Origin of the sequence: Anaerococcus sp. HMSC065G05 (assembly GCF_001812365.1) — a bacterium.
GTDB lineage: Bacteria > Bacillota > Clostridia > Tissierellales > Peptoniphilaceae > Anaerococcus > Anaerococcus vaginalis.
The window spans coordinates 1-24,803 of the sequence record NZ_KV808725.1; the positions used below are offsets into that span (position 1 = coordinate 1).

Here is a 24,803-nt window from a genome sequence, read left to right on the forward strand (position 1 = left end):
AAGTCCATCTTACACCGATAAATCTTTGGTTAGTCTACCATGCGATTGACTAACTTTATAGGGTATTATTCTTCGTTTCCAAAGGCTATCCCCTTGTGTAAGGCAGGTTACTCACGTGTTACTCACCCGTTCGCCACTAATCCACTTAATTTCATTCCGAAGAAATCAGCTAAGTTTCATCGTTCGACTTGCATGTGTTATGCACGCCGCCAGCGTTTATCCTGAGCCAGGATCAAACTCTCAATTATTGTTTGATCTTGACTTTTGTCATTTTTCGTTTTGGTTACTCAAAGTAATTCACTTTACTTTTATTGTAGTTTTCTATATATTTTTTGAGGTTCAATGCCGTTACTTTGTAACGACTATTATATAATACCACGTTCATTTTATCTTGTCAAGTATTTTTTTAATTTTTTTATTAAAATCTTACTTTTTAGATTGTTTGTTTGAAGTGATATTAAATTTATAATACACTATTTAAATTACTTTGTCAATTTTTATTTTTCTTTTTGACTTTGCTCTTTAACAGTGCCTTTATATAATACTAGGATTTTTTATCTTTGTCAAATTTTTTTATTTTTATTTTTTTGCATTTTAAAAGAGCCTTATTTCAAAGTATTTTTACTCTTTTATAAGGCTCTTTTTATTTTATTTTTCTAATGATTTTTTTAATTCTTCTAATTTTTCTTTGCAAGCATCCATTGCTTTTTGGAGTGAATCTTTTTTGGTCATATCTACTCCTGCATCTTTTAATACTTCTATTGGATATTTGCTTTTTCCTGCTTTTAAGAAGTTAAGATATTTTTCTAAATCTTTTTTATCTCCGTGAAGTATTTTTTCTGATAGGCTTACTGCTGATGAGAAGCCTGTTGCGTATTGGAAGACGTAGTAGGACATATAAAAGTGTGGGATTCTTGCCCATTCTGTTGATATATATTTATCTACTTCTATATCTTTGCCAAAATAGTCTACGTTTAGGTCGTGGTAGATTTGGTTTAATTTTTCTGCTGTTACTGGCATTGAATTTTCTACTAATTTGTTTGCCTCTAGCTCAAATTCTGCAAACATTGTTTGTCTAAAGACTGTTGATTTGAATGAATTTACGTAATGGTTTAGTAAATATGCTTTTTCTTTTTCATCTTTGGCATGGTCTATCATATAGTTTAATAATAGAAGTTCGTTGGTTGTTGATGCTATTTCTGCCAAAAATATTGAGTAGTCTCCGTAAATATATGGTTGGGTTTTTCTTGTGTAGTATGAATGCATTGAATGTCCCAACTCGTGAGCTGTTGTGAAAAGTGAGTCAAGGGAGTCGTTGTAGTTTAATAAAATGTATGGTTCTGTATCGTAGGAGCCTGATGAATATCCTCCTGATCTTTTTCCTTCATTTTCCATCACATCAAACCACCTATCGTCAAAGCCTTCTCTTGCTTTTTTGATGTAGTCTTCTCCAAGTGGAGCTAGGGCTTTTAGGATTAATTCTTTCGCTTCATCAAAAGTGTAAGTTTTGTTATAATCTTCTACTAATGGCAAATAAATATCGTGAAATCCTAAATCATCAAGGCCTAAAACTTTTTTTCTCAAACTTGTGTAATCTCTGTGGATTTCTATATTGTCATGGATTACTTCTACTAAGTTATCGTAAACTTTTTCGTCAATGTTGTTTGCAAAAAGGCTCATAGCTCTTGCTGAATCGAATTTTTTTAATTTTGCTATGGTGTTATTTGCTGTCATTTCGCCATCTAGTAGGGAGGCTGCTGTGTTTTCAAATCGCTTGTAAACTGTATAATATTTTTCGTAAACTTCTTTTCTAAACTCACGATTTGAATCTAGTTCTAGGTTTGTGAAATTTGCATCTGTGATTTGGATTTCTTCATCGCCCTTTTTTACTTTTGGAAATTTTAGGTCAGCGTTTGAAAAAATCATATAAGTGTTTTGTGGATTTTGAGATAATTTCGCAAATGATGCTATAATTTTTTCTTCATTTTCGCCCAAGGTGTGGTCTTTATTTCTAAATAAATCTTCAAAATAATGAGCGTAAATTTTTAGCTCTTCTTTTTCTTCTATATATCTTTGTACTTTTTTATAATCTTCTGACAAAATTTCTGGTGTTATAAAAGAAAGTTCTTGAGCAAGATTTGCAAATAAATTATCTGCTATTTTTGACATTTCTTGGTATTTTGCAACTCTTGTATCTTCGTCAGATTTTAATGAGGCATATACGCCAAGTTTTGAAAATTTTCTTTCTAATTTTTCGTTTGTTTTTAAAAAATCGTAAAGACTGTCGGCTGATTGTAAAATCTTTCCTTTGTATGCCTTAGTTTTTTCGATTAGATTTTTTACTTCTTCTACTTCTTTGTAGAAGTCTTCGTCTGTTTTGTAAATTTTTTCTGTGTCCCATTTTAGAGACTTGTCTATATCTTTTCTATCCATTTTTTCTCCTTTTATTTTGTTTAATTTTTTATATAGCTTGTAACATTGATTTATTTCCTATAAATACAAAGCCTATTGCAATTAGCACAAAGGCTAGAAGGGAAATAATTCTTGTGCTTGTTGGCAAAGTCATATTCATTATTGGGAAAAATCCTGCAAGAATAAATCCGCCCAAAAGCCCTCCAATATGTCCTGTAATTCCAATTCCTGGAACCATAAATGAATATATTATATTTATAGCAACAATCCCTATAAAGCTTGAGCCAAATTGTCTTAGAAATTCGTTGTCCCTGTAATTGAACATAATTCCTAAGGCAAGTCCAAATAAGCCGTACAAAGAAGTTGATGCGCCTGCTGATACGCTTGTTACTTCTCCAAAAGCATAAGTAAATAAATTACCCATTATTCCACAAAGTAAATAAATTATCAGAAATTTTGTAGAGCCATAAAGACTTTCAAATACATCTCCAACATTATTTAAAAAATACATATTCATCAAAAGATGTATTATCCCAATATGTATGAAAATCGGGCAAAAAAGCCTCCACCATTCGCCATAATAAACATAGATTTTGCTCATAGCATTAAATTTCAATAGATTTTCAATATTTTCACTTCCACCTGTAACACTCATCAATATAAAAATTAGGATGTTTATTCCCATTAAAATTCTTGTCATTTTTCCCTTAGCCATAACTCCTCTTTCTCAAATTTATTTTCCATCTGTGAAAGATTATCAGAAATAAAAGTCCTAGCAACAGACCTAATTTCTTTCTCATAATCTCCCCTTTCAAGATTAGATTTTATTTTAAATTTATAAATATCATCTATATAAGGATTATCCCTCATATTTGGATAATCTTCATCTTGCAAGAAAATAATTTTTATATTTTCATTATATCTTTTAGCAAATTTAGAAAGATTAATAGAATTTTCCCCATTAAATTCATCAACATTTTCCGTAATAATTAAAAGATCTTTGTCCCTAACCAATTTTTGAAAATCAAGCAAAGACAAAACAAGTTCCATAGAATTAGAAATTTTTGCCCTAAAAAATATATAAAGAGCCCAAGAAACTCCGCCACCAGCACCAAGATAAGGAAAATCTATTTCGCTTACTCCCAAAGCCTCACTAACTTTTTTAGAAAAATGCTTGCAGGCTTTTTCAAGTTCTAAAATTTCATCAGGACTTGCTCCCTTTCTAATAGGTCTTTTTTCCAAAAAAGAATTTCTTTGAAAAAGAGTAAGAGGTTGGCTTGTAGCAATCTCCAAATCAACATCCATTATTCTCCTATCAAGACCTGACATATCAATAGAATCAACCTTAATCATATTTTTAGCAACAGGATTTAAAGAATTAAGATTTTTATCAAAAAACCTAACCCCCAAAGCATAAAGCATACCCATGCCCATATCATTAGTTGCAGTATCTCCAATGCCAATAAAAAATTTCTCACAGCCATTATTTAAACCATCAACAATCATCTCCCCAAGGCCAATTGAAGAAGATTCCATAACATCAAGCTTATCCTTATACAAAAGCCTAAGCCCACAAGCCTGAGCCATCTCCATCACACACAAATTTTCCTTTATAATATATCTAGAAGTTACAGCCTCACTCAAAGGATTATGAACATTAACAAAAGAAAAATCCCCGCCAATAACTTCCTTCATAATTTCAACAGTCCCCATTCCCCCATCCAAAAATGGAAGAATATTAACCTCATTATTCACATTTTCACTTTCCAATTCTTCCTTGAAATAATTTCCAATCTCAATAGAATTTTCAAAATCTTTAATAGAATCCAAAGCTAATAATATATTCATAATTCACCTCAATTAAATTATACCCAAACTATGTGGACAAATTATTAATTATCTTTACCAATTGTAAATTCAATGATATAATTAAATAGAAAGTTTAGAAAATAAACTTTTACTGTTTAACTCATGGAAATCTTTTAAAAAAAGATTTCGCCCATCAAAGAGCCACTTAAATACTTATAAGTGGCTTTTTAAAATTGCCTTTCCATAAATTTTGGAAGGGCATTTTTTATTTTGAAATTTATGATATTGATTTTAGTTTTATAATGAGTATAATTATCATATACTTTGTTTCTTATTTAAAATAAAGTAATTTATTTAAAAATGGAGGATATTATGTCATTAATAGGAAAAAAATTACCTGAATTTAATTTGGATGCTTATGATCCAAAAACAAATGAATTTATCAAAATTAGCGATAAGGACCTTGAAGGTGAATGGAAAGTTTTAATGTTTTATCCAGCAGACTTTACTTTTGTATGTCCTACAGAGCTTGAAGATTTACAAGAAAAATATGGGCAATTAAAAGAAATGGGAGCAGAAGTTTATTCTGTAAGTGTTGATACACATTTTGTACACAAGGCTTGGCATGATGAAAGTGAAGCTATAGGAAAAATCCAATACAAAATGATTGGCGATTCTAACAAAGAACTCACAAAAGCTTTAGATATTTTAACAGAAGATGGGAAAGCTGACAGAGCAACTTTTGTTATAGACCCTGATAATGTTATTCAAGCATTAGAAATAAATGCAGGAGGAATCGGAAGAAAAGCAGAAAATAATATATATAAAGTTAAAGCTGGTCAATATGTAAGAAAACATCCAGACCAAGTATGTCCTGCTAAATGGAATTCTGAAAATGATGATACACTAACACCAGGACTTGACCTTGTTGGAAAAATCTGATGTTAGACAGTAAATTAAAAGATCAGCTAAAGGCTTATCTTAAAATGCTAAAGTCCAATGTAACAATTGGACTTTCGCTAAATGAAGATGAAAATTCAAAAAAACTAAAATCTTTTGTTGAAGATGTTGAGTCTTTATCTGACAAGATAAAAATAAAAGAAGAAAAATTAGATTTTACACCTGCTTTTAGTTTAAACGGAGAATTTGAACACGGAAAAATTGTTTTTGCAGGAATTCCTTTGGGACACGAGTTCGAATCATTTGTTCTTGCACTTTTGCAAGTTGGTGGAATCGAACCAAAAATATCCACTGAAGAAAAAGAAAGAATAAAATCTATAAAGGAAAAAAGAAATTTTGAAACAATAGTTTCACTTTCCTGCCACAACTGCCCAGAGGTTGTACAAGCTTTCAATATTATGGCAGTTTTAAACAAAAATATCTCACACACAATGATTGAAGGTTCAATAAACCAAGATATATGTGAACAAAGAGATGTTATGGCAGTACCAGCAATTTTTGAAAATGGAGAGTTTCTTGACGGGGGCAAAAAAACTATGGCAAGTCTTTTAGACCTTGTTGCAAAAAAAGTCCAAAAAGATTTATCCAATTTCAAAGATTACGATATCTTGATAGTCGGAGCAGGACCAAGTAGTGCTACAGCTGCAATTTATGGAGCAAGAAAAGGCCTAAAAGTTGCAATAGTTGCAGACGAATTTGGTGGACAAGTAAACGAAACTCTCGATATAGAAAATATAACAGGAATCCTAAAAACAGAAGGACCTAAATATATGCTATCAGTCAAAAACCAAGTAGAAAATCTTGGCGTAGACATAATAGATGGAGTAAAAGCTGTCGATTTCGAAAAAAAAGATGATGAATTTAATATAATCCTAGAAGATGGAGCAAAAATAAATAGTAAGAGTCTAATTTTTGCAACAGGAACAAGATGGAGACTTCTTGGAATAGATGGAGAAGAAAAATTCAAAAACAAGGGCGTAGCTTTTTGTACCCACTGCGACGGTCCCCTATTTAAAGGAAAAGACGTGGCAGTTGTAGGAGGAGGAAATTCAGGAATAGAAGCAGCAATAGACCTTGCATCAATAGCAAAAACCGTTACAGTTCTCGAATTTTTACCAGAATTAAAGGCAGATAAAATATTACAAACAAAATTAGAATCCTTTCAAAACGTAAAAGTTATAACATCTGCCCAAACAACAAAACTCCTAGGAGATAAAAAACTAACAGGTCTTGAATATATAGATAGAAATACAAAAGAAGAAAAAACAATAGATCTCGCTGGAGTTTTTATCCAAATCGGTCAAATTCCAAACACAGAATGGCTAGAAGGAAAGATAAAACTCACAGATAGGGGCGAAATCGAAGTAGAAAAAGACGGTTCAACAAATATAGAAGGAATATTTGCAGCAGGTGATGCAATAAATTCCGTTTATAAACAAATAATAATAGCAGCAGGCTCAGGAGCTACAGCAGCCCTATCAGCCTTTAACTATTTAATAAGAAAATAAAAAATATTGGAATGTTGCAAAATAAATAAATCATCCCAATTGTTAGAGGAAATTCTATGAAGATTTTGCCTCAATATAAGAGTGCTATTAAAAATCTTCTAGGAGACCCCTCTAAATATTGAATAATGATTATTCATATTTTTCAACAGCCCCATTATTTTTTCTTAAAATTACATAAACATCATAAAATTATCAGCTTTCATTTTTAAAAATATAATAAAAAACAATAAAGGGAGAAATTATAAAAATTATCGGCAAAACCAATTTCGAAAATGTGAAATAATCTATTTTTTCTAGTTTTTTTCCCATATCTTTTATGGCTTGGGGGAAGGCTATTACTGACAAGGCTAGAAAAATTGTTAATATTAAAAATGGCATTTCTTTTGGGTTTTTGTTTAAGGCTCCTTCTACTATTCCAAAATAATAAATTAGGTAAAAGGCAAAGCCAATTATAGCGTAGAGAAATGACCAAAAAATTTTTCTTATTTTTGATTCTTCTTCTTTTTCATTTTTAAAATATCCTATGTCTACTCCAAAAATTTCTGACAATTTTACCAAATTTTCCATTGATGGCTCGCTTATTTCTTTTTCCCATTTGGATACGGCTTGTCTTGATATATTTAGTTCCTTTGCCAAATATTCTTGGGTAAGGTTCAATTCTTTTCTTTTGTTTTTGATTTTTTGTCCAATCATAAGTCCTCCTTAATATTATTTTAAGTAATGTTTTTCAAAAAAGCTAGCAACTATAGGGCAACTTTGGGGAAATTTTATAATTTTTTTATTTTTTTATACAAATTATGATATAATTATAAAAAATAAGGAGAAATTTATGGGAGAAATTATAAAAATTGAAATTGATGATATAGTTGTAGGTCTTGATGATGGATCTGTTGTAAGGGTTAAACTTTCTGATGTGAATTTTATTCCTCAAATTGGGGACAAGGTCAAAGTTTTTAAGGCAGATGATGGATATTTGGTAAGTAAAATCAAAGAAAAAAATTTTGTTGAAAATCATAGCTTAAATGAAGATTTTGATGAAGATGATTTTAAGGTAAATAGGATTGAAGAAAAAAGTAATGTGACTAATAATTATTATATAAACTCTTACAATAGAAAAGCTGTAAATAAAGTTGCTTATGTGCTTTTGGCGTTTTTTTTGGGAGGAATCGGAGCTCACAAATTTTATTCTGGAAAAATCGGCACAGGAATTGCTTATTTAATTTTTTCATGGACTTTTATCCCATCAATAATAGCCTTTGTGGAATTTATAATAGCTCTTACTAAAACTTCTGATGAATATGGGAATATATATGTTTAAAAGACTTTTGCAAAATTATGATTATTCATAGTTTTGCAAAAGTCCTTTTTTATTTGGATTTTTGTTTTTTTATAAAAATATGTAGATTTCTTAATCTCCATTCTTATTTTTTATTTTCTTCCAATTTTTTTAAGGCAAAAAATATTGCAACACACAAGTTTTCATCTTCATAAATTTCTAGGTTGTTTTTTGTAAAGTCAAAATTTGCCAAAAATTCATCTTCTTTTATCAACGATAAATTTTCTCCATTTTCTATTAATTTCATTTGCCTATTTATAATTTTCGCCTCATTTATTTTTTGGTCGTTCATTTTTTCAATTTTTAAATTTCCTATTACAGCTTGTTTTTTTCCTCTTAGGCTAAATAAGTTTTTTATTTTAAATCTTGCGACCAATTTTCCACTAGGACGCAATACATTGTACTTTCCTTCTAATTTATAGGTCATTCTTTCCTTTTCAAAAATTTTTTCGTCTTTATATTGTAATTTTTTCATTTTTCCCTCACAAAAAAGCCAGCAGGATTTCCCACTGGCTTAATTTTAATAGTTTTCTTTTAGATATTCTATTATATCATCAGATTCGTACATTTTTTTATCGCCAAAAACCATAAATGGAATTTGATCTTTGCCACCAAGCTCTATTAACTCTTTTGTGTTTTCTTCTCCACTTCTTCCATCTTTTACGTTGTAAGATGTGAAATCTACAATTTTATTTTCATGAATAAAGTTTAAAACTTTTAAACAATATGGACATTCTGGTTTAAAATATAAATCAAATTTACTCATAATACTTCCTTTCGTATTCTTTTATCATTTCTCTTTTAATTTTTTACCCTTAAATTTATTTTGTAATCTTAAAAGAAAAATATTAAGGATGTAAAGAGTAGAAGTATTAATAAAACTGGTGGTAGAAAAACTTTCATAGCTGCCAAAAACATAGCGAGTCTATCGTCTTTTTCTAGATTATCTTTTTCTAAAAGCTCTTCTTTTTCATAGATTTCTTCTTTTGTTTTATTTTTGAAGGGATCTACTGGTCTTTTCATAGATTAGCTTCCTCGGCTAATTCATGTTCTTTTTTAAGTCTTTCTTCTTCATTTTTTTCGAAGGCTTTCATTTTTGTTTCTTCTGATACATCCATCAAATGGCAAGCTACAAAGTGGCCTTTTTCTACTTCTTTAAGCTCTGGCTCAAATTGTTTACAAATATCCATGCAATATTTACATCTTGTATGGAAACGACAACCCTTTGGTGGTCTTACTGCTGATGGAATATCTCCTTCGATTGTTTGAAGTTCTTGTCCCTTATCAACATCAGTTCTAGGGATTGCTTGCAAGAGTGCTTTTGTGTAAGGGTGTTGTGGATTTGCAAAAATTCTATCAGAATCTGAAAGCTCAACCATAACTCCCAAATACATTACTCCTATCCTATCAGAAATATATTTTACAACTGAAAGATCGTGGGTTATAAATAAATATGTTAAATTTAAGTCAGTTTTTAAATCTTGCAATAGATTTATAATTTGTGATTGGATTGAAACGTCAAGGGCTGATACTGCCTCATCGCAAACTATAAATTTTGGATTTAGGGCAAGGGCTCTGGCAATTCCAATTCTTTGTCTTTGTCCACCGGAAAATTGGTGAGGATACCTGTGAATGAAATATGGAGCAAGTCCACATTGGTTCATTATATCTTGGATATATTCGTTATAGCCTGCTTCACTTCTTGATTTAAAAAGTCCATGGCCCAAGACACCTTCTCCAATAATATTTCCAACTGTCATTTTTGTATCCAAAGAACCATAAGGATCTTGGAAAATTATTTGAAGATCTTTTCTAAGCTCTCTCATTTCTTCATTTGTAAGTCTTGAAAGGTCTATTCCATCATCTACAAAACTTTCGAATTTTTCAAAAAGCTCTTTTGATTTTAATTCTTCTTTTTTAGCAGATATTTTTTGCTCTTTTTCCAAAACTTCCTTATCAAGTTTTTCTTTTTTATTCAAAAGTTCCTTGTATTTCGGATCGTTTAGAATAGCATCTTTTAATTCTTTTTTATCTCTAATCCTTACTTCGTCTTTTTCTTCGATTTTTTTAATGTCTAGTAAAACTTTTGATCTTTCCTTGATTTTTTTGTAATAATCATCAAGAATAGAAGAAATTTCTGACAAATTGTCGCTTGCAAGAAGTCCTCCTGCTATTCTCATCATATTTTCATAATCTTCTTGGAGAAGTCTTCTTTGATGCATAGCAGCTTCGTTTAATTCAGCTTTTTTTTCTTCATCTTCAGTTTTTTCTAGCTCGTCATAAATTGAATGAAGTTTTTCAACTTCCTTATCATAAGAAGGGAATTTTTTTGGAATTTCTTTAATATCTTTTCCCATATAAGCTGGGGCAAGTCTATCAAGAGTTGTTCCATAATAAAGAGTAGTTCCTTCAGTTTGTTCATAAATTTGAAGGATTGTCCTACCAAAAGTAGATTTTCCACAACCACTTTCTCCAACCAAACCAAAAGTTTCGCCTTCAAATATATCTATAGAAATATTTTCATTTGCATGGACATATTCGTTTGCTCCCCTAGAAAAGATAGATTTTTTCTTGATTGGGAAATATTTTTTGAGATTTCTTATTTTAAATAAGATCTTTTTATTATTTTTCTCCATCTTCTCTCTCCTTTCTATTTGGAAAGTGGCATCTAATCTTTTGATTTTCATTTACTGCCACAAGCTCTGGCATTTCTTTTCTACATTTTTCAGTAGCAAATTTACACCTATCTGCAAATTTACATCCATCAGGAAGGTTTAGTGGATGTGGAACAGAACCTGGAATTATATCGAGTCTTTCATTTCTATCACTTGTAATTGCTGGAATAGAATTTAAAAGAGCAACTGTATATGGGTGGTTGTAATCTGTTATATCGTGTTTAAAAATATAATCAACTGGAGATTGTTCTACTATTTGTCCACAATACATTACAGCAACCTCATCTGCCATTTGATTTATTACTCCCAAATCGTGAGTTATAAATAAAATTGAAGTATTTTGTTTTTCCTTTAATTCGTTCATCAATTTTAGAATTTGAGCTTGGATTGTAACGTCAAGGGCTGTTGTTGGCTCATCTGCAATTAATAATTTTGGCTCACAAGCAAGGGCCATAGCAATCATAACCCTTTGGTTCATACCACCAGAAAGCTCAAATGGATATTGTTTGGCAACAACGTGAGGATTTGGAATCTTTACTTGAGCAAGTAATTCCTCCACTCTTTTTGCTGCTTCTTTTTTATTCATTTTTTGTGAAGGATCAAAACTTCTGAAATTTGTTTTTCTACTGTAAAAACTGGGTTAAGTGAACTCATAGGTTCTTGGAAAATCATAGAAATATCATTTCCTCTTACCTTTTCCATTTGATTTCTATTAAAATCAGAAATCTTTTTACCATCAAAAATAATTTCTCCGCTGTAGATTTTTTGGTTTGGCTCAAAAAGTTGCAAAATACTCATAGCAGTTTGACTTTTTCCAGAACCACTTTCTCCAACCAAACCCAAAGTTTTTCCTTCTTCAATTGTACATGATACTCCATTTACTGCTTTTATAAGACCACGTCTTGTTTCAAAGTAGGTATGAAGTTTTTTTATTTCAAGTAAATTTTTCATTTTTACACCTATCTCTCATTTGATCTTGGGTCTATTGCATCTCTTAGGGCATCTCCAATCAAGTTTACTGAAAATGCTGCCAAAAATACTGCAAGAGCTGGAATTACCCATCTCCACCAATAAATATTAATTACATCTGATGATTGGGCGCTTGTCATCATATTACCCCAAGATGGCATTGGCTCTTGAACACCAAATCCTAAAAATGATAGACCTGCTTCAGTAAGTAGGTTTCCTGCAAATCCAAGAGTTGCATTTACAATTATTATTGATAGGATATTTGGCAAAATATGTCTTACAAGAATCGATGAATTTGTAACACCAAGAGCTTTAGCTGCGATTACATAATCTCTTTCTCTTTCAGCAAGAATTTGTCCACGAACAAGTCTTGCAATTCCTGTCCATCCAATAACACCAAGTAAAACCATTATCATCATAAGTCTTGTATTTTGACTTGTATTTACTGGAAGTAGAGCTGAAAGTGTAATAATTAATGGATAAAATGGGAATGATTGAACAATTTCTGTAATTCTCATCAAAACATTGTCAACACGTCCGCCAGCATAACCTGAAACCATACCAATAATTACACCAAGAACTACTTGGATAAGAACTGATACAAAAGAAATTATTATGGTCATTTTTCCACCGTGAATTAATCTTGTAAAAATGTCACGACCTTGGTCATCTGATCCAAATTTAAATCCTTTAAGTCCCCATGTATCAATTTTAGAATCCTTGCTTACAGCATAATTGTTGAAATAACCAGAAAATACTTTTTCATATTTTCCACTAGGAGCATCTGCTTCGCTATAATTATTATTTCCCCAAGAATATAATTTTCCATCTTCAGCAAGGACAGTAAAATGATTTGTTCCTGCAACTATATCTTTAATTTTTCCCTTAATTTTTGGAACATTATTTCCAGATAAATTAGCTCTTGAAGGTCCCCAAACATAAAGTTTTCCATTTTGATCAAGGGCTGCCGCAGAATTTGAAGTTAAGGCAACCTTAGAAATTTTTACCTTATTATTTTTAATTTCATCTGGTGCTCCAACATCTACCTCAGCTCCTCTTACACCAAGAAGTTTTGTAGAGCCATCTTTTAATACAGCCAAAATATTTGAACCGCTTGTATCAAAATCAACAACTTTTCCTTGAACTTCTTTTGGAATAAGATCAAGTCTTGAGTTCATAGTAGAACCCCAAACATATATATTATTTTTTTCAGTTAAAACTACAGAATATTGAACTCCACCACCAAGTTTTTTGATTCCTTCTTCTTTTATTTGGCTTTCTTGCATTGGTGGAAGTTTTGTTTGTTGGAAGGAATCATTACCCCAACCATAAACTTCATTATCTTCAGTTGCAACAAGAATGTGTCTATCTCCAGCAGCAACATCTTTTATTTTTTTACCATCAAGTTTTTCCTTTATATCATCAGGCATTTTCATAACATTATCTTCGTTATTTTTGCCCCAATAATAGAAATTTTTCTTTTTAGTAAGACCTACACCAAAAGTATTTCCTACAGAAATTCTTTCTACACCTTCTTTCTCCATTTCAGAAGGATATTTCATATATCCAGAACCTGCAGAAACATTTATAAGGTTACCCTCAGATTGGTAAGGATTAAAAGGAATCAATGCAGATCCAACAAAAACTGCTAGAATAATTCCAAGCATCAAAAGAAGACCAATAACTCCCAAAGGATTTCTAAAATAATTTTTTACAGCCATTTTCCCAGGAGAAGTAATGGCATCTTCCTTCAAAGACTCATTTTCATTTTTAGGATTAACATCTCCAAGATTTACATCAGCTTCTTCATTATTTGCCCTAGTTCCAAAAGTAAACAAAGAAAGAACTAATCTACCAAAAGATTTAAATGATTTATTTAATTCATCTTTCATATTAAGCCTCCAATTTTACTCTAGGATCTACAAGAGCATAAGCAATATCCATAATCAAGTTTCCAAGAAGAGTTAAAATTGCATAAAACATAGTTAAAGCAAGAATAACATTATAATCTTGAGCTAAAACAGATTTAATAAGAATATTTCCAATTCCCCTGTATGCAAAAATAGTTTCAGTTATAGCAGAACCCGAAAACATTGATAAAACAGCCCAAGTCATAGCAGTTACAACTGGAATTAGGGCGTTTCTAAAAGCGTGAGAATAAATTACAGTTTTTTCCTTTAAACCCTTAGCCCTTGCAGTTCTAATATAATCCTCATTTAAAGAATCAAGCATAGAATTTCTTACATATCTAGAAATAGATGCCATAGAACCAAAAGTCAAAGTCAAAGTAGGTAGGATTAAATACTTAACCCATTCGCCAAAAGTATTATTTCTAGGCATACCATTAGCAGGGAACCATCCTAGCCTAAAAGCAAATAAGAATATCAAAAATAATCCTATAAAAAATGTAGGCAAAGAAATTCCAACAAGAGTAAACACCTGGAAGAACTTATCAAAAAATCCTCCCTTATGAACAGCCGATCTTATTCCAATAAGCACCGAAAGCACAAAAGAAACTAGAGTCGAACCTATATTTAATAAAATTGTATTTTTAAGTGGCTCAGAAAGATATTCCTTAACAGGTCTTTTAGCTTGAGTAGATTCACCAAAATCTCCCTTCAAACTTCTTCCCATCCACATAAAATATTGCTCTGGCAACGATTTATCATAACCATAACGTTTCTCAAGATTTTTATACATTTGTTCTTGTTGAGCCTTGGTCATTCTTCCATCCTTTGGCATCATAGCTAAAACAGGATCGCCAGGCATTGATTTAGAAAGTACAAAAACCAAAATAGATATAATTATGGCTACAGGAATCAAATTAATGATTCTTTTTACTATGTATTTTAACATATTCATCCCTTCCTTATGTTTTTAAGCTTACCATCTAATATTTTACTCACATTGATTAATTAAAAATCCTTATAATTTTCAACAAAGATTTTGACTAAGAAAATATTACTTATAGAAATTTATAAATAAATATAAAAAAATTAGATAGAGTAAACTTATAATATCATAACCATTATATTAATATAAAAACCCATATTTGTCAATGAAAAATTTGTCATAAACTTATAAAGATTGACATTTATTTTTAAAAATTCATTATTCATGAGCAAAAACTTATCTCAATGCATATTAATTGAAAAATTATTCTACAATACGTTAATACTCTAATGATTTTAATTTATAAAGATGAATTTAGGAATTAATAAAAATAAAAAATATAAATTAATAAAAAATGATATTAAAAAGAAAAATAAATTTGATTAGAAAGCAAAAAAATATTGTGGATTTTCTAGAAATAGATTTCTATTAGCTAAATTTATGAAATGTAAAAAAATCATAGCAAATAAAAAACCCCTTATAAAACAAGTTAATAATTTAAATTAATTACAGTTTTTTTACTATTTATATTTCTAAATTTCAAAAAATTTTGTAATCATATTCCTTTTCTAATTTTTATACTAAGCAAATAAAAAAGAAATTTTATACTCATCAATTAAATCAATTAAAAAGAAGCCAAATTTATGGCTTCTTTTTGTCTTTTATTTAATTAAATCTTATTTAAGACTCATTTGGTTGATTTGGCAAGATACTGCCCATTCTGGTGTTAAACCATCAAATCCTTGAACTCTTGTTGATGCTGATGAGTGGATATTGTTAGAATAAAGTGGAATTTCTGGAAGGTAATCATTGTACCACTCTTGGAATTCTTCCCATTTATCTAGATAAGCTTTTTCATCACCAGGTTTTACTTGTCTTAATTCTTCTGTGATTTTATCAACTTTTGGATCATTTGTCTTTGTTTTGTTGTCATTTCCTTTACTATTGTATTGGTAGTAAGGATCAAATGGTGATCCAAATCCAAGTCCCATGTTGAATGCTGTGTATTCTGCTTTATCTCCTTCTTTTGGATTTTCTCTGTAGTTTAGAAGAGTATTAAAGTCACCTGCTTGAACATTGTATTCAAGTCCTGCTTGTTTAGCATTGTCTGGTAATTGGTTTGAAAGTAGTGTTGTTATTTCTGATTCTTTTGCACCAAATTGATTGATTTGTAATTTCTTTCCATTTTCATCGTATCTGTAGTAATCAAATTTGTCAGCATTATTTTTGTATTCTTCAGCTGCTTTTTTAACATCCCAAGCAGTTTTTCCGTCTTTTTCAAATTTGTATGGAGATTGGTCTAATCTCTTATTAGCTTCATCAACATTTAATGTATATTTTGTAAGTTTAGCCTCTACGTCAGCTCCTCTTTCTTTATACATCCATTGACTTGAACCATACATTCCATTTGTTACTACTGCATATCCACCTGCAAAGTTTTGTACGAAATCATCTCTGTTCATTAAAAATGCTACTGCTTGTCTTACTTCTTTGTATTGAGTTGGTCCCCTATCATCTAAGAATGATAAACATCCATAACCATTTCTGTCGTAAGCTACATATTGCAATTTCTTTTCTTCAGCAGCTTTTCTAATTTGAGAAATTCTTGAACCATTCATTTCATCTTCGAATACATCTATGTCCCCATTTTTAACAAGGTCTACAGATATTTCTGGGTTTATTGCTTGAATGATTACATTTGGAATTGTAGCTTTGTGTCCTTCAAAATCTCCAGCATATTGGTCGTTAAGTTCCATTTTAACCATATTATTTTCAAATGAAACAAATTTATAAGGTCCACAAGTAACTTTTGGTGCTTTTCTGTAGTCATTTGCATCAAAAAGCATAGCTTGTTCAACAAGCATTTCTGTAGGATCTATATCATTTCCGCTTTCAGCAGATTTTTTCTTATCTTCAAGAGTTTTTAATTTCTCTTCGTGTTCTTTTTTGTATTCTGGATCTTCTTCGCCAGCTTCTTTTACTTCTTCATCATAAGAAGATTTTTCTGTTTCAATTTGCTTATCAAGTGATTCAACAAAGGCTTTTTTATCATCGTCTGATAATTTATAACCATCTTTAAGAGCAAATTTAGATCCATCAATTGTTAAGTTTGGAGCTATATAATGAATTGGTCTTGGGTTCATTACCTTTAAAGATTCTTCTTCAAAGTATGGTAAGAATGATGAATCAAGTGTAATTTCAAAAGTATGATCATCAATTTTCTTAACACCTTCAAATTCTTTAGTTTTTCCTTCTCTAAAGTCATTGTAACCCTTTAATGAATCTCCACCTATTTCAGTAGATCCTGTTATTAGAGCATAATCTTGTGGTGAGTGTAAAAGAGCTTTAAATAAATAATCATCAGCTGTTACAGGCTTACCATCAGACCATTTTAAATCTTTTTTAATTTTAAAAGTAAAAGTTTTTGATCCATCTTCATTTTCTTTTTCTTGAGGATCTCCATCAAGAACTGTTTTATTAACTACATATTTTCCGCCCTTATCTTTAACGTAAGTATCATAACCAACAGAACCTTGGATTCCCATAAATTCTCTTGCTCTTACGTCATTTTGGCTGTTATTAAAACCTTGGATGAATTCTCCACCAAGTGAATCAACACCTACTACAAGTGTATCATCATTAGTTTGCTTTTTAAATTCTTCATCCTTAGCTTGTTCGTTACTTGCATTGTTGTCTCCAGCATTTGAGCCGTTGTTGTCTTTGTTTCCGCTACCGCCACAAGCAGTAAGTGTTAAAACTAAGCCAAGCGCAAAAGCTTGTGAGAAAACTTTTTTTACATTCATCCTTCTCTCCTCTTTTCTTTTTTATTTTTGATTTATATGAATACATTATAGTTTATATTTATGTTTTTGTCAAACTCCATTTATTGCTGATAATTCCAATAAATTTAAATAAAAAATTTTTTTTTTAAATTTTATATTTTTATATTTATACAAAATTTTAAGTTTTTTTTGTAGAAAAATCAGAGATTTTTTTTGATTTATTAAGCTAAACTATTGAAATAATAAGTTTTGCTTCATTTGCATATTAATAGACTAAATTGTAATTTATAAAATTTAAAAAATTATATTTTCAAAAAATATTTGAGAAATTTTCTTAAATTTTTAAAAATTTTCAAAAAAATAACTAGCAGATAAACTGCTAGTTATTATTGCATTTTTTGCATTTCTATTGTGAATTTTTGTAGAATTTTTTTCTCTATTCTTGATACTGTCATTTGAGAAATAGAAAGTTTATTTGCTATATCTACTTGAGTTCTTCCTTCGTAGTATCTTAATTCTAAAATTTGTTTTTCTAAGTCGTTTAGTCTTTCGGTTGACTTATCTATCAAATCTTTTAATTCTACTGAATCAAAATTTTTGTCGTCTTCTCCTATCATATCGGATAAATCTACAGAATTTTCTCCTTTTTGGACTTGATATTTCATATCCAAACTTTGTGGAGAATAAACCTTGCTTGCCTCTATTGTTTCAAGAATTGTTTCTTCGTCTTCTCCAAGGTAAGCTGCAATATCTTTTATGGTTGGAGTTCTTTGGAGTTCTTGTGGAAGAATTTTTTTGGCTACATTTATTTTTTTGTAGAGATTTTGAATTCTTCTTGGAACTCTTATTACCCAGCCTTTATCCCTAAAATATCTTTTAAGCTCGCCCATTATTGTTGGGGTTGCAAAGGATGAAAATTCATATCCTTTTGATGGATCGTACCTATCAATGGCATAGATTAGACCAAGAGATGCTACTTGATAAAGGTCATCTTTTTCGATTCCTTTTCCTACGTATTTGTTGGAAAGGATGTCGACTATATACATATGATCTTCTATAAGCTCATTTCTCAGATCCTTGTCCCTTGTTTTATAAAATTGTTCAAATTTTTCTTTGATCTCTTTTTTTCTTTCAAGAGATTCTTTTGTATCTGCCATAATTATTTCTCTTTTGTAAGTATTATCTTATCTTCAACAACTTCTACCTTGTCTGCTAATTGTTCAAGGATAATTTGTTTTATTTTTAGATTTTCCTCTTCAATTTCCCTATCTTTTCCTATAACTTCTACTTTCATTAAATTTTCTTTTGTATAGAAATTTATTTTTATATTTCTATCGCTCATTTTATAATTTATTGCTTCTGATACAACAACTCTTATATCTTCGACTTCTTCTATGTCAAAGCCAATGTCGCTTGCAAGGCTTGCTGCTAAAAGTCTCATTGATTTTAAATAAATGGTTTTTGGTGGAATTGTTAAACTTATGGTATCCATTATTCCTCCATCTCAAATAAATCACTTATGTCTGTTATTTTAAATAATTTTTTGATATTTTCTTTTGGATTAATTATTTTTACACTTTTATCTTTTTCTTTTTGGTCTTTGTATATATTTATAAACATACCAAGGCCTGTTGAATCTATATAATCCAATTTTTCAAGGTCTATTATAAAATCTGTATCAGTATTTTTTAAAGACTCATCGCAAAATTTAGAAAAATCTTCTTTTGAATAAACGTCTAAATCCCCAATAAGTTTTACTAGTAAGTGATCATTTTTTTCTTCAATATTTGCCTTAAACATTTCTAGTCCTCGCTGTTTTCTTCATAATATTTGGTTACAGAAACAATATAGTCCTCAGTATTTTCTAAATTCTTTAATTTTACTCCTAGGGTATTTCTACCTGTTGTTGATATGTCTCTTGCTGATATCCTAATCATATCTCCTTTTAAGGAAACCATCATTATGTCATCATCCAAATTAGCAGGAAGAGTTGCTACCAAATCTCCAGTTTTTTCTGTAATTTTGTGGCATCTTACACCTTTTCCTCCCCTATTTTGATTGTTAAAATTATTGAAGGATGTTTTTTTACCAAAACCATTTGCAGTTACAACTACCAAATAAACTTCATCCTCAACTATATTCATTGACACAACCTTATCATCATCTCCAAGTCTAATTGCCCTTACTCCTTGAGCGTTTCTTCCCATAGATCTGATGTCTGATGAGGCAAATTTTATTGCCATTCCTTTTTGAGTTGTTACAATTATATCACAAGGATGATCTATTTGCCTAATTGAAACAAGTCTATCATCATCTTCAAGTGAAATTGCTATGATTCCATTTCTTTGAATATTTGTAAATAATTGGGCATCAGTTTTTTTGATTTTTCCCTTTTCAGTTTGGAAAACTAATTGGCTGTTGTCACTAAGCTCTGACAATTCCATTATGTCAGTTATTTTTTCATTTGTTGCAAGAGAAATTATATTTATTATAGCTTGACCTCTTGATTGCCTGCTTGCTTCTGGAATTTCGTAGCATTTTAGTGAATAAACTCTTCCAAGATTTGTAAAACAAAGTAGGGATTCGTGAGTGTTTGTTGTAAGAATTTTTTGGATAAAGTCATTTTCCTTTGTATTTCCAGCGGAAATTCCCTTTCCTCCCCTATTTTGTACCTTATAAGTATTTATTGGAAGTCTTTTTATATAACCATCATGAGTTAAAGAAATTAATACGTCTTCTTTTTCAATTAATTCTTCAATATCAAATTCTCCCTCATCTGGAACAATTTTTGTTCTTCTGTCATCAGCAAATTTTTCTTTTATTTCTAAAATTTCTTCTTCAATAACGCCAATTAATTTTTCTTCATCATTTAAAATTGATGTGAAATATTCGATTTTTTCAGCTAATTCCTTATCTTCTGCTTGCAATTTTTCAATTTCAAGACCTGATAGTCTTTTTAATTGCATATCAAGAATTGCTTGAGATTGTAAATCTGTTAAGCCAAATCTTTCATTAAATATTTTTTTGATTTGGTCGTTATCATAAGATGATCTGATTATTTTTATAATTTCATCGATATTATCAATGGCAATAATCAAACCTTCAACTATGTGTTTTCTCTTTTGAGCCTTGTCAAGGTCGAATCTTGTTCTTCTTCTTACTACATTTTTTTGATGTTCAATGTAGTATTTTATAAGTTCTTTTAAGTCAAGAATTTTTGGAACTCCATCAACAAGGGCAAGATTTATAATTCCGAAAGTTGTTTCAAGTTGAGTTTGTTTGTAAAGATTATTTAGGACTATATTTGCATTTGCATCCCTTTTTACTTCAATTACAATTCTCATTCCCTTTCTATCGGATTCATCTCTAATATCTGAAATTCCTTCAAGTTTTTTATCTTTAACATATTCAGCAATTTTTTTGATTAAATTTGCCTTGTTTACTTGGTAAGGAATTTCTGTAACAATTATTCTTTCCCTATTTTTTTTGAAAGGTTCAATTTTTGCAACAGCACGAAGTTTTAATTTTCCACGTCCTGTTTTGTAGGCTTTTTTGATTCCAGATTTTCCAAGAATTTGTGCTCCAGTTGGAAAATCCGGTCCTTTTATAATTTCTGCCAATTCTTTTATAGAAATTTCTGGATTTTTCATATAAGCAATACAAGCATCAATTGAATCTCCCAAATTATGAGGAGCCATATTGGTTGCCATTCCTACTGCTATACCATTTGATCCATTTACCAAAAGATTTGGAAATCTTGATGGAAGAACTGTTGGTTCTTTTTCTTCTTCATCAAAGTTTGGCATAAAATCAACTGTATCTTTGTTTATATCTCTAAGCATTTCCTTGGCAATTTTGCTCATTTTAACTTCTGTATAACGCATTGCTGCCGCGTCATCGCCATCAATTGAACCAAAGTTTCCTTGACCGCTTGCCAAAGGATACCTAGTTGAAAAATCTTGAGCAAGTCTTACAAGGGCATCGTAGATTGCAGAGTCTCCATGAGGGTGGAATTTACCCATAACCTCTCCGACAACTCTGGCTGATTTTCTGGTTGGCTTATTTGGATCAAGTCCAAGTCCTTCCATTCCGTATAAAATTCTTCTATGAACTGGTTTTAATCCATCACGTACATCTGGTAGGGCTCTTGAAACAATTACTGACATGGAATATTCCAAGTAAGCACTTCTCATTTGCTTTTCGAGATCTACCTCTATGATATTTTTATAGCTTTCTTCTGTCATTTATCCTCCTAGACATCTAAGTTTTCAACATATTGGGCGTTTTCTTCTATAAATTCTCTTCTAGGTTCTACCTTTTCACCCATTAGCATTGAAAATGTTGCGTCTGTTGACATTTGTGAATCTTCTTTTTCATAAACTTGAAGTAAGACTCTGTTTTCTGGATCCATAGTTGTTTCCCACAATTGCTCTGCGTTCATCTCTCCAAGACCCTTGTATCTAGAAATTTTGTAATTATCTACTTTCCATTCTTTTACAATTTCATCTAACTCTTTATCTGTATAGCAATATCTTTCTTTTTTTCCACTTGAAATTTTATAAAGTGGTGGTTGGGCAATATAAATATGTCCTCCATCAACAAGTGGTTTCATGTATCTGTAGAAAAATGTCAAAAGTAAGGTTCTAATGTGAGCCCCATCTACATCGGCATCTGTCATAATTATAATTTTTCCATAACGAAGTTTACTTATATCAAATTCCGAACCAATTCCTGTACCAAAAGCTGTAATCATTGATTTTATCTCTTCATAATTTAAAATCCTATCAAGATTTGCCTTTTCTACATTCATTATTTTTCCTCTTAGAGGAAGAATTGCTTGAATTCTATTGTCACGACCGCCTTTTGCAGATCCACCGGCTGAATTACCCTCGACTATAAAGATTTCATTTTCTCCTATATCTTGTGATTGGCAATCAGCAAGTTTTCCTGGAAGAGTTGTTGAATCAAGAATTGATCTTTTTCTTGTTAAATCTCTTGCCTTTCTTGCAGCCTCTCTTGCCCTTCTAGATGCTAGGGCTTTTTGAATTATTGATTTAGCGATTTTTGGATTTTCTTCTAAGAAATTTCCCATGTGCTCTGAGAAAAAGGCATCAACTGCTCCTCTTACTTCGCTATTTCCAAGTTTTCCCTTTGTTTGTCCTTCAAATTGAGGATTTGAAATTTTTACTGAAATAATTGCAGTAATTCCTTCTCTTGCATCATCTCCTTGAAGATTATCTTCATTTTCTTTTAATAAATTATATTTTCTAGCATAATCATTTACACTTCTTGTCAAAGCTGACCTAAATCCTGAAAGATGAGTTCCACCTTCTAGGGTGTAAATATTATTTGCAAATGTTAGGATATTTTCGCTATATCCATCTGTATATTGAAAAGAAATTTCTATTTCTGTAGATTCTTGACGTCCTTCAAAATATGGAACTTCTTTAAAAATTGGAGTTTTATTTCTATTTAAATATTCTACAAATTCTTTGATTCCACCGTCATATTTAAATTCAATTTCTGACTCATCTCTTTTATCTTCAAAAATAAGTCTTACTCCCTTATTTAAAAAGGCCATTTCCCTAAATCTATTTTCTAGGGTTTTTTTATCATAAACAGTTACATCAAAAATTTCTGGATCTGCTTTAAAAGTTATTTTTGTTCCACTTTCTTTTGTATCCCCAATTATTTCAAGATCACTTGTTGGTTTTCCTCTTTCAAAAGTCATTCTATGAATATGACCTTCTCTTTTTACTTCTGCAATCAAATATTCACTTAGAGCATTTACAACTGAAACTCCTACTCCGTGAAGTCCTCCTGAAACCTTGTAAGCCTTATCGTCAAATTTTCCTCCAGCGTGCAAAACTGTAAGAACTGTTTCTAAGGTTGATTTTCCAGTTTGTGGATGCTTTTCAATAGGAATTCCTGAACCATCATCTTCTACTGTTACAATATTATTTTCATCTATACTAATTTTTATGTAGTCACAACGACCTGCAAGAGCCTCATCAACAGAATTGTCTACAACTTCGTAAACTAAGTGATGAAGTCCCCTTTCGCTTGTTGAACCTATATACATTCCAGGTCTTAGTCTTACTGGCTCAAGTCCTTTTAAGACCCTAATGTTCGATGCATTATATTCTGAATTTTCCATAAGATTCCTTTCTATTATTTAATTCGACCATCTTTTATTTTTCTAATTTTACTCCTACTAACCCCATCCAAACTTTTGGTGTTTGTTGCTGTAATTATTGTTTGAAATTCTCCTAAATTTTCCAATAAAAAATTTGATCTTTTTTCATCAAGTTCTGAAAAAACATCGTCAAATAAGATTATCGCCTTATCTTGGCTAGTATTTTCTATTAAATTTACATTGGCAAGTTTAATATTTAAAATAGCAGATCTTTGTTGACCTTGAGATCCAAATTTTTTTGTATCTTTGCCATTTATTATTATATCAATTTCATCTCTTTGACTGCCTGATGTAGTCCTATAATATTTTAAATCATCAGAAATATTTTCCATAAATATTCCACCATATTCTTCCATTGAATTTGCTTTGATGTTTGGCTTATAAATTATGGTTAAATTTTCCTTATTTTCTGTAAGATTCAAATGATTTTTATTGGCATAGGTATTTATTAGGGAAATATATTTTTCCCTAAACCTATAAATTTTATAATTTAGCCTAATTATTTGCTGGTCAAATGCCATAAGCTCAGTTTTAAAATATTTTGACCTTTGATTTTTTAATAATTTATTTCTTTGGCTTAAAATTTTATCAAAATCTTTTTTAACTGCCTTGTAGCTAAAATTAACACTAATTATTATATCATCAATCAAGTCTCTTCTAAAATTTGGCCCATCTTTTATTATATTTAAATCTTCTGGTGTAAATAAAACCAACTTGAAAAGAGATTTTAAATCCTTATTTTTGTCATATTTTATTTCATTTACAAAAATATCTTTTTTATTTTCATTTACATCTATATGAACATTTTTAAAAGATTGATTTTTTCTAATAATTCCATCAAGGGACATTTCTTTTTCATTAAACATTATAAGGTCCTTGTCCCTAAATGATTTAAAACTTTTTGCATTTGCCAAATAATATATACTTTCAAGTAAATTTGTTTTTCCTTGGGCATTATCTCCCAAAAATATATTTATATTTTCATTAAATTCTATATTTTGAGAAAGATAATTTCTAAATTTATTGAGTTTTAAATTTTGAATCCACATTATACAAGACTTATTAAAAATTGATTGTCAAATTCTATTTTATCGCCCTTATAAAGTTTTTTGCCAGCTTGGAAAAATTCTTCGCCATTTACCAAAATTCCATATTCTTTTATAAGATGTTTGGCTTCTCCTCCGCTTTGGGCTATGTCCGTTGCCTTTAAAAGATCTTTTGCTAAAATCTCTTCGCATTCAAATTCTATCTTTTCCATAAAAA

General features: G+C 30.3%; 21 protein-coding genes, 1 rRNA gene and 1 pseudogene. 3 read left to right on the top strand and 20 right to left on the bottom strand.

What is annotated here, in order from left to right; translation table 11 throughout:
• The 4 genes from HMPREF2852_RS08115 to HMPREF2852_RS08130 all read right to left on the bottom strand — a co-directional run.
• Nucleotides 1-248, bottom strand: a 16S ribosomal RNA gene (locus HMPREF2852_RS08115); the annotation flags it as partial.
• A 400-nt stretch (nt 249-648) separates the two neighbouring features.
• A complete protein-coding gene (pepF, locus tag HMPREF2852_RS08120) occupies nt 649-2,433 on the bottom strand; it encodes an oligoendopeptidase F (protein WP_070607514.1) in 1,785 nt (594 codons plus the stop codon).
• A gap of 28 nt (nt 2,434-2,461) precedes the next feature.
• A complete protein-coding gene (locus HMPREF2852_RS08125; RefSeq protein WP_070607517.1) occupies nt 2,462-3,127 on the bottom strand; it encodes a rhomboid family intramembrane serine protease in 666 nt (221 codons plus the stop codon).
• Complete coding sequence (locus HMPREF2852_RS08130) at nt 3,109-4,260, bottom strand: glycerate kinase family protein (protein ID WP_070607521.1); 1,152 nt, start codon at nt 4,258-4,260, stop codon at nt 3,109-3,111. The genes HMPREF2852_RS08125 and HMPREF2852_RS08130 overlap by 19 nt, the downstream gene beginning before the upstream one ends.
• 333 nt (nt 4,261-4,593) lie before the next feature.
• On the opposite strand from HMPREF2852_RS08130, the gene ahpC reads away from it, so the two are divergent.
• The gene (gene ahpC / locus HMPREF2852_RS08135; RefSeq protein WP_019116961.1) at nt 4,594-5,163 is read left to right on the top strand and encodes an alkyl hydroperoxide reductase subunit C; all 570 of its coding nucleotides are present in this window, start codon (nt 4,594-4,596) and stop codon (nt 5,161-5,163) included.
• Nucleotides 5,163-6,689, top strand: a complete 1,527-nt coding sequence (gene ahpF, locus HMPREF2852_RS08140; protein WP_070607525.1) for an alkyl hydroperoxide reductase subunit F — start codon at nt 5,163-5,165, stop codon at nt 6,687-6,689. The genes ahpC and ahpF overlap by 1 nt, the downstream gene beginning before the upstream one ends.
• A gap of 192 nt (nt 6,690-6,881) precedes the next feature.
• Here ahpF and HMPREF2852_RS08145 read toward each other — a convergent pair whose 3' ends face one another.
• A complete protein-coding gene (locus tag HMPREF2852_RS08145; protein ID WP_070607527.1) occupies nt 6,882-7,382 on the bottom strand; it encodes a helix-turn-helix domain-containing protein in 501 nt (166 codons plus the stop codon).
• Between the two features lie 136 nt (nt 7,383-7,518).
• Here HMPREF2852_RS08145 and HMPREF2852_RS10190 point away from each other — a divergent pair, with 136 nt between their 5' ends.
• Nucleotides 7,519-8,007 carry a TM2 domain-containing protein gene (locus HMPREF2852_RS10190; protein ID WP_070607530.1) on the top strand — a complete coding sequence of 163 codons (489 nt, stop codon included), beginning with the start codon at nt 7,519-7,521 and terminating at the stop codon, nt 8,005-8,007.
• 103 nt (nt 8,008-8,110) lie between these two features.
• Here HMPREF2852_RS10190 and HMPREF2852_RS08155 read toward each other — a convergent pair whose 3' ends face one another.
• The 15 genes and pseudogenes from HMPREF2852_RS08155 to HMPREF2852_RS08225 all read right to left on the bottom strand — a co-directional run bounded on the left by HMPREF2852_RS08155 (nt 8,111) and on the right by HMPREF2852_RS08225 (nt 24,798).
• Nucleotides 8,111-8,500, bottom strand: a complete 390-nt coding sequence (locus tag HMPREF2852_RS08155) for a hypothetical protein (RefSeq protein ID WP_070607533.1) — start codon at nt 8,498-8,500, stop codon at nt 8,111-8,113.
• Between the two features lie 45 nt (nt 8,501-8,545).
• On the bottom strand, nt 8,546-8,791 hold the full coding sequence (locus tag HMPREF2852_RS08160; protein WP_070607535.1) for a glutaredoxin family protein: 246 nt from the start codon (nt 8,789-8,791) through the stop codon (nt 8,546-8,548).
• 68 nt (nt 8,792-8,859) lie between these two features.
• A complete protein-coding gene (locus HMPREF2852_RS08165; protein WP_070607539.1) occupies nt 8,860-9,048 on the bottom strand; it encodes a hypothetical protein in 189 nt (62 codons plus the stop codon).
• Nucleotides 9,045-10,661, bottom strand: coding sequence for an oligopeptide/dipeptide ABC transporter ATP-binding protein (locus HMPREF2852_RS08170; protein WP_070607542.1), 1,617 nt, complete (start codon nt 10,659-10,661; stop codon nt 9,045-9,047). Before HMPREF2852_RS08170 ends, HMPREF2852_RS08165 begins: the two co-directional genes overlap by 4 nt.
• Nucleotides 10,648-11,651 (bottom strand): annotated as a pseudogene (locus HMPREF2852_RS08175) (ABC transporter ATP-binding protein). The gene HMPREF2852_RS08170 and the pseudogene HMPREF2852_RS08175 overlap by 14 nt, the downstream one beginning before the upstream one ends.
• Nucleotides 11,652-11,659: 8 nt before the next feature.
• The gene (locus HMPREF2852_RS08180; RefSeq protein WP_019118865.1) at nt 11,660-13,561 is read right to left on the bottom strand and encodes an ABC transporter permease subunit; all 1,902 of its coding nucleotides are present in this window, start codon (nt 13,559-13,561) and stop codon (nt 11,660-11,662) included.
• Nucleotide 13,562: 1 nt separating this feature from the next.
• A complete protein-coding gene (locus HMPREF2852_RS08185; RefSeq protein WP_019118864.1) occupies nt 13,563-14,525 on the bottom strand; it encodes an ABC transporter permease in 963 nt (320 codons plus the stop codon).
• 713 nt (nt 14,526-15,238) lie between these two features.
• Nucleotides 15,239-17,365, bottom strand: coding sequence for an ABC transporter substrate-binding protein (locus HMPREF2852_RS08190; RefSeq protein WP_019118863.1), 2,127 nt, complete (start codon nt 17,363-17,365; stop codon nt 15,239-15,241).
• Nucleotides 17,366-17,730: 365 nt separating this feature from the next.
• Complete coding sequence (locus HMPREF2852_RS08195; protein ID WP_004839617.1) at nt 17,731-18,501, bottom strand: SigB/SigF/SigG family RNA polymerase sigma factor; 771 nt, start codon at nt 18,499-18,501, stop codon at nt 17,731-17,733.
• A 2-nt stretch (nt 18,502-18,503) separates the two neighbouring features.
• Nucleotides 18,504-18,836 (bottom strand): ATP-binding protein, encoded by a 333-nt coding sequence (locus HMPREF2852_RS08200; RefSeq protein WP_019118861.1) that lies wholly within the window; start codon nt 18,834-18,836, stop codon nt 18,504-18,506.
• Nucleotides 18,836-19,144: an STAS domain-containing protein gene (locus HMPREF2852_RS08205; protein WP_070607545.1), complete on the bottom strand. Its 309-nt coding sequence runs from the start codon at nt 19,142-19,144 to the stop codon at nt 18,836-18,838. The genes HMPREF2852_RS08200 and HMPREF2852_RS08205 overlap by 1 nt, the downstream gene beginning before the upstream one ends.
• Before the next feature lie 2 nt (nt 19,145-19,146).
• Complete coding sequence (gene gyrA, locus HMPREF2852_RS08210; RefSeq protein WP_070607548.1) at nt 19,147-21,588, bottom strand: DNA gyrase subunit A; 2,442 nt, start codon at nt 21,586-21,588, stop codon at nt 19,147-19,149.
• Nucleotides 21,589-21,596: 8 nt separating this feature from the next.
• Entirely contained in the window at nt 21,597-23,501 is a 1,905-nt protein-coding gene (gene gyrB, locus HMPREF2852_RS08215) for a DNA topoisomerase (ATP-hydrolyzing) subunit B (RefSeq protein WP_070607551.1), read from the bottom strand.
• Between the two features lie 14 nt (nt 23,502-23,515).
• Nucleotides 23,516-24,589, bottom strand: a complete 1,074-nt coding sequence (recF, locus tag HMPREF2852_RS08220) for a DNA replication/repair protein RecF (RefSeq protein ID WP_070607553.1) — start codon at nt 24,587-24,589, stop codon at nt 23,516-23,518.
• Nucleotides 24,589-24,798: an RNA-binding S4 domain-containing protein gene (locus tag HMPREF2852_RS08225; protein WP_070607557.1), complete on the bottom strand. Its 210-nt coding sequence runs from the start codon at nt 24,796-24,798 to the stop codon at nt 24,589-24,591. Before HMPREF2852_RS08225 ends, recF begins: the two co-directional genes overlap by 1 nt.
• Between the last annotated feature and the right edge of the window lie 5 nt (nt 24,799-24,803).

Coding starts and splice junctions, on each gene's coding strand:
- pepF (WP_070607514.1), bottom strand. CDS start 2,433: ATGGATAGAAAAGATATAGACAAGTCTCTAAAATGGGACACAGAAAAA.
- HMPREF2852_RS08125 (WP_070607517.1), bottom strand. CDS start 3,127: ATGGCTAAGGGAAAAATGACAAGAATTTTAATGGGAATAAACATCCTA.
- HMPREF2852_RS08130 (WP_070607521.1), bottom strand. CDS start 4,260: ATGAATATATTATTAGCTTTGGATTCTATTAAAGATTTTGAAAATTCT.
- ahpC (WP_019116961.1), top strand. CDS start 4,594: ATGTCATTAATAGGAAAAAAATTACCTGAATTTAATTTGGATGCTTAT.
- ahpF (WP_070607525.1), top strand. CDS start 5,163: ATGTTAGACAGTAAATTAAAAGATCAGCTAAAGGCTTATCTTAAAATG.
- HMPREF2852_RS08145 (WP_070607527.1), bottom strand. CDS start 7,382: ATGATTGGACAAAAAATCAAAAACAAAAGAAAAGAATTGAACCTTACC.
- HMPREF2852_RS10190 (WP_070607530.1), top strand. CDS start 7,519: ATGGGAGAAATTATAAAAATTGAAATTGATGATATAGTTGTAGGTCTT.
- HMPREF2852_RS08155 (WP_070607533.1), bottom strand. CDS start 8,500: ATGAAAAAATTACAATATAAAGACGAAAAAATTTTTGAAAAGGAAAGA.
- HMPREF2852_RS08160 (WP_070607535.1), bottom strand. CDS start 8,791: ATGAGTAAATTTGATTTATATTTTAAACCAGAATGTCCATATTGTTTA.
- HMPREF2852_RS08165 (WP_070607539.1), bottom strand. CDS start 9,048: ATGAAAAGACCAGTAGATCCCTTCAAAAATAAAACAAAAGAAGAAATC.
- HMPREF2852_RS08170 (WP_070607542.1), bottom strand. CDS start 10,661: ATGGAGAAAAATAATAAAAAGATCTTATTTAAAATAAGAAATCTCAAA.
- HMPREF2852_RS08180 (WP_019118865.1), bottom strand. CDS start 13,561: ATGAAAGATGAATTAAATAAATCATTTAAATCTTTTGGTAGATTAGTT.
- HMPREF2852_RS08185 (WP_019118864.1), bottom strand. CDS start 14,525: ATGTTAAAATACATAGTAAAAAGAATCATTAATTTGATTCCTGTAGCC.
- HMPREF2852_RS08190 (WP_019118863.1), bottom strand. CDS start 17,365: ATGAATGTAAAAAAAGTTTTCTCACAAGCTTTTGCGCTTGGCTTAGTT.
- HMPREF2852_RS08195 (WP_004839617.1), bottom strand. CDS start 18,501: ATGGCAGATACAAAAGAATCTCTTGAAAGAAAAAAAGAGATCAAAGAA.
- HMPREF2852_RS08200 (WP_019118861.1), bottom strand. CDS start 18,836: ATGGATACCATAAGTTTAACAATTCCACCAAAAACCATTTATTTAAAA.
- HMPREF2852_RS08205 (WP_070607545.1), bottom strand. CDS start 19,144: ATGTTTAAGGCAAATATTGAAGAAAAAAATGATCACTTACTAGTAAAA.
- gyrA (WP_070607548.1), bottom strand. CDS start 21,588: ATGACAGAAGAAAGCTATAAAAATATCATAGAGGTAGATCTCGAAAAG.
- gyrB (WP_070607551.1), bottom strand. CDS start 23,501: ATGGAAAATTCAGAATATAATGCATCGAACATTAGGGTCTTAAAAGGA.
- recF (WP_070607553.1), bottom strand. CDS start 24,589: ATGTGGATTCAAAATTTAAAACTCAATAAATTTAGAAATTATCTTTCT.
- HMPREF2852_RS08225 (WP_070607557.1), bottom strand. CDS start 24,798: ATGGAAAAGATAGAATTTGAATGCGAAGAGATTTTAGCAAAAGATCTT.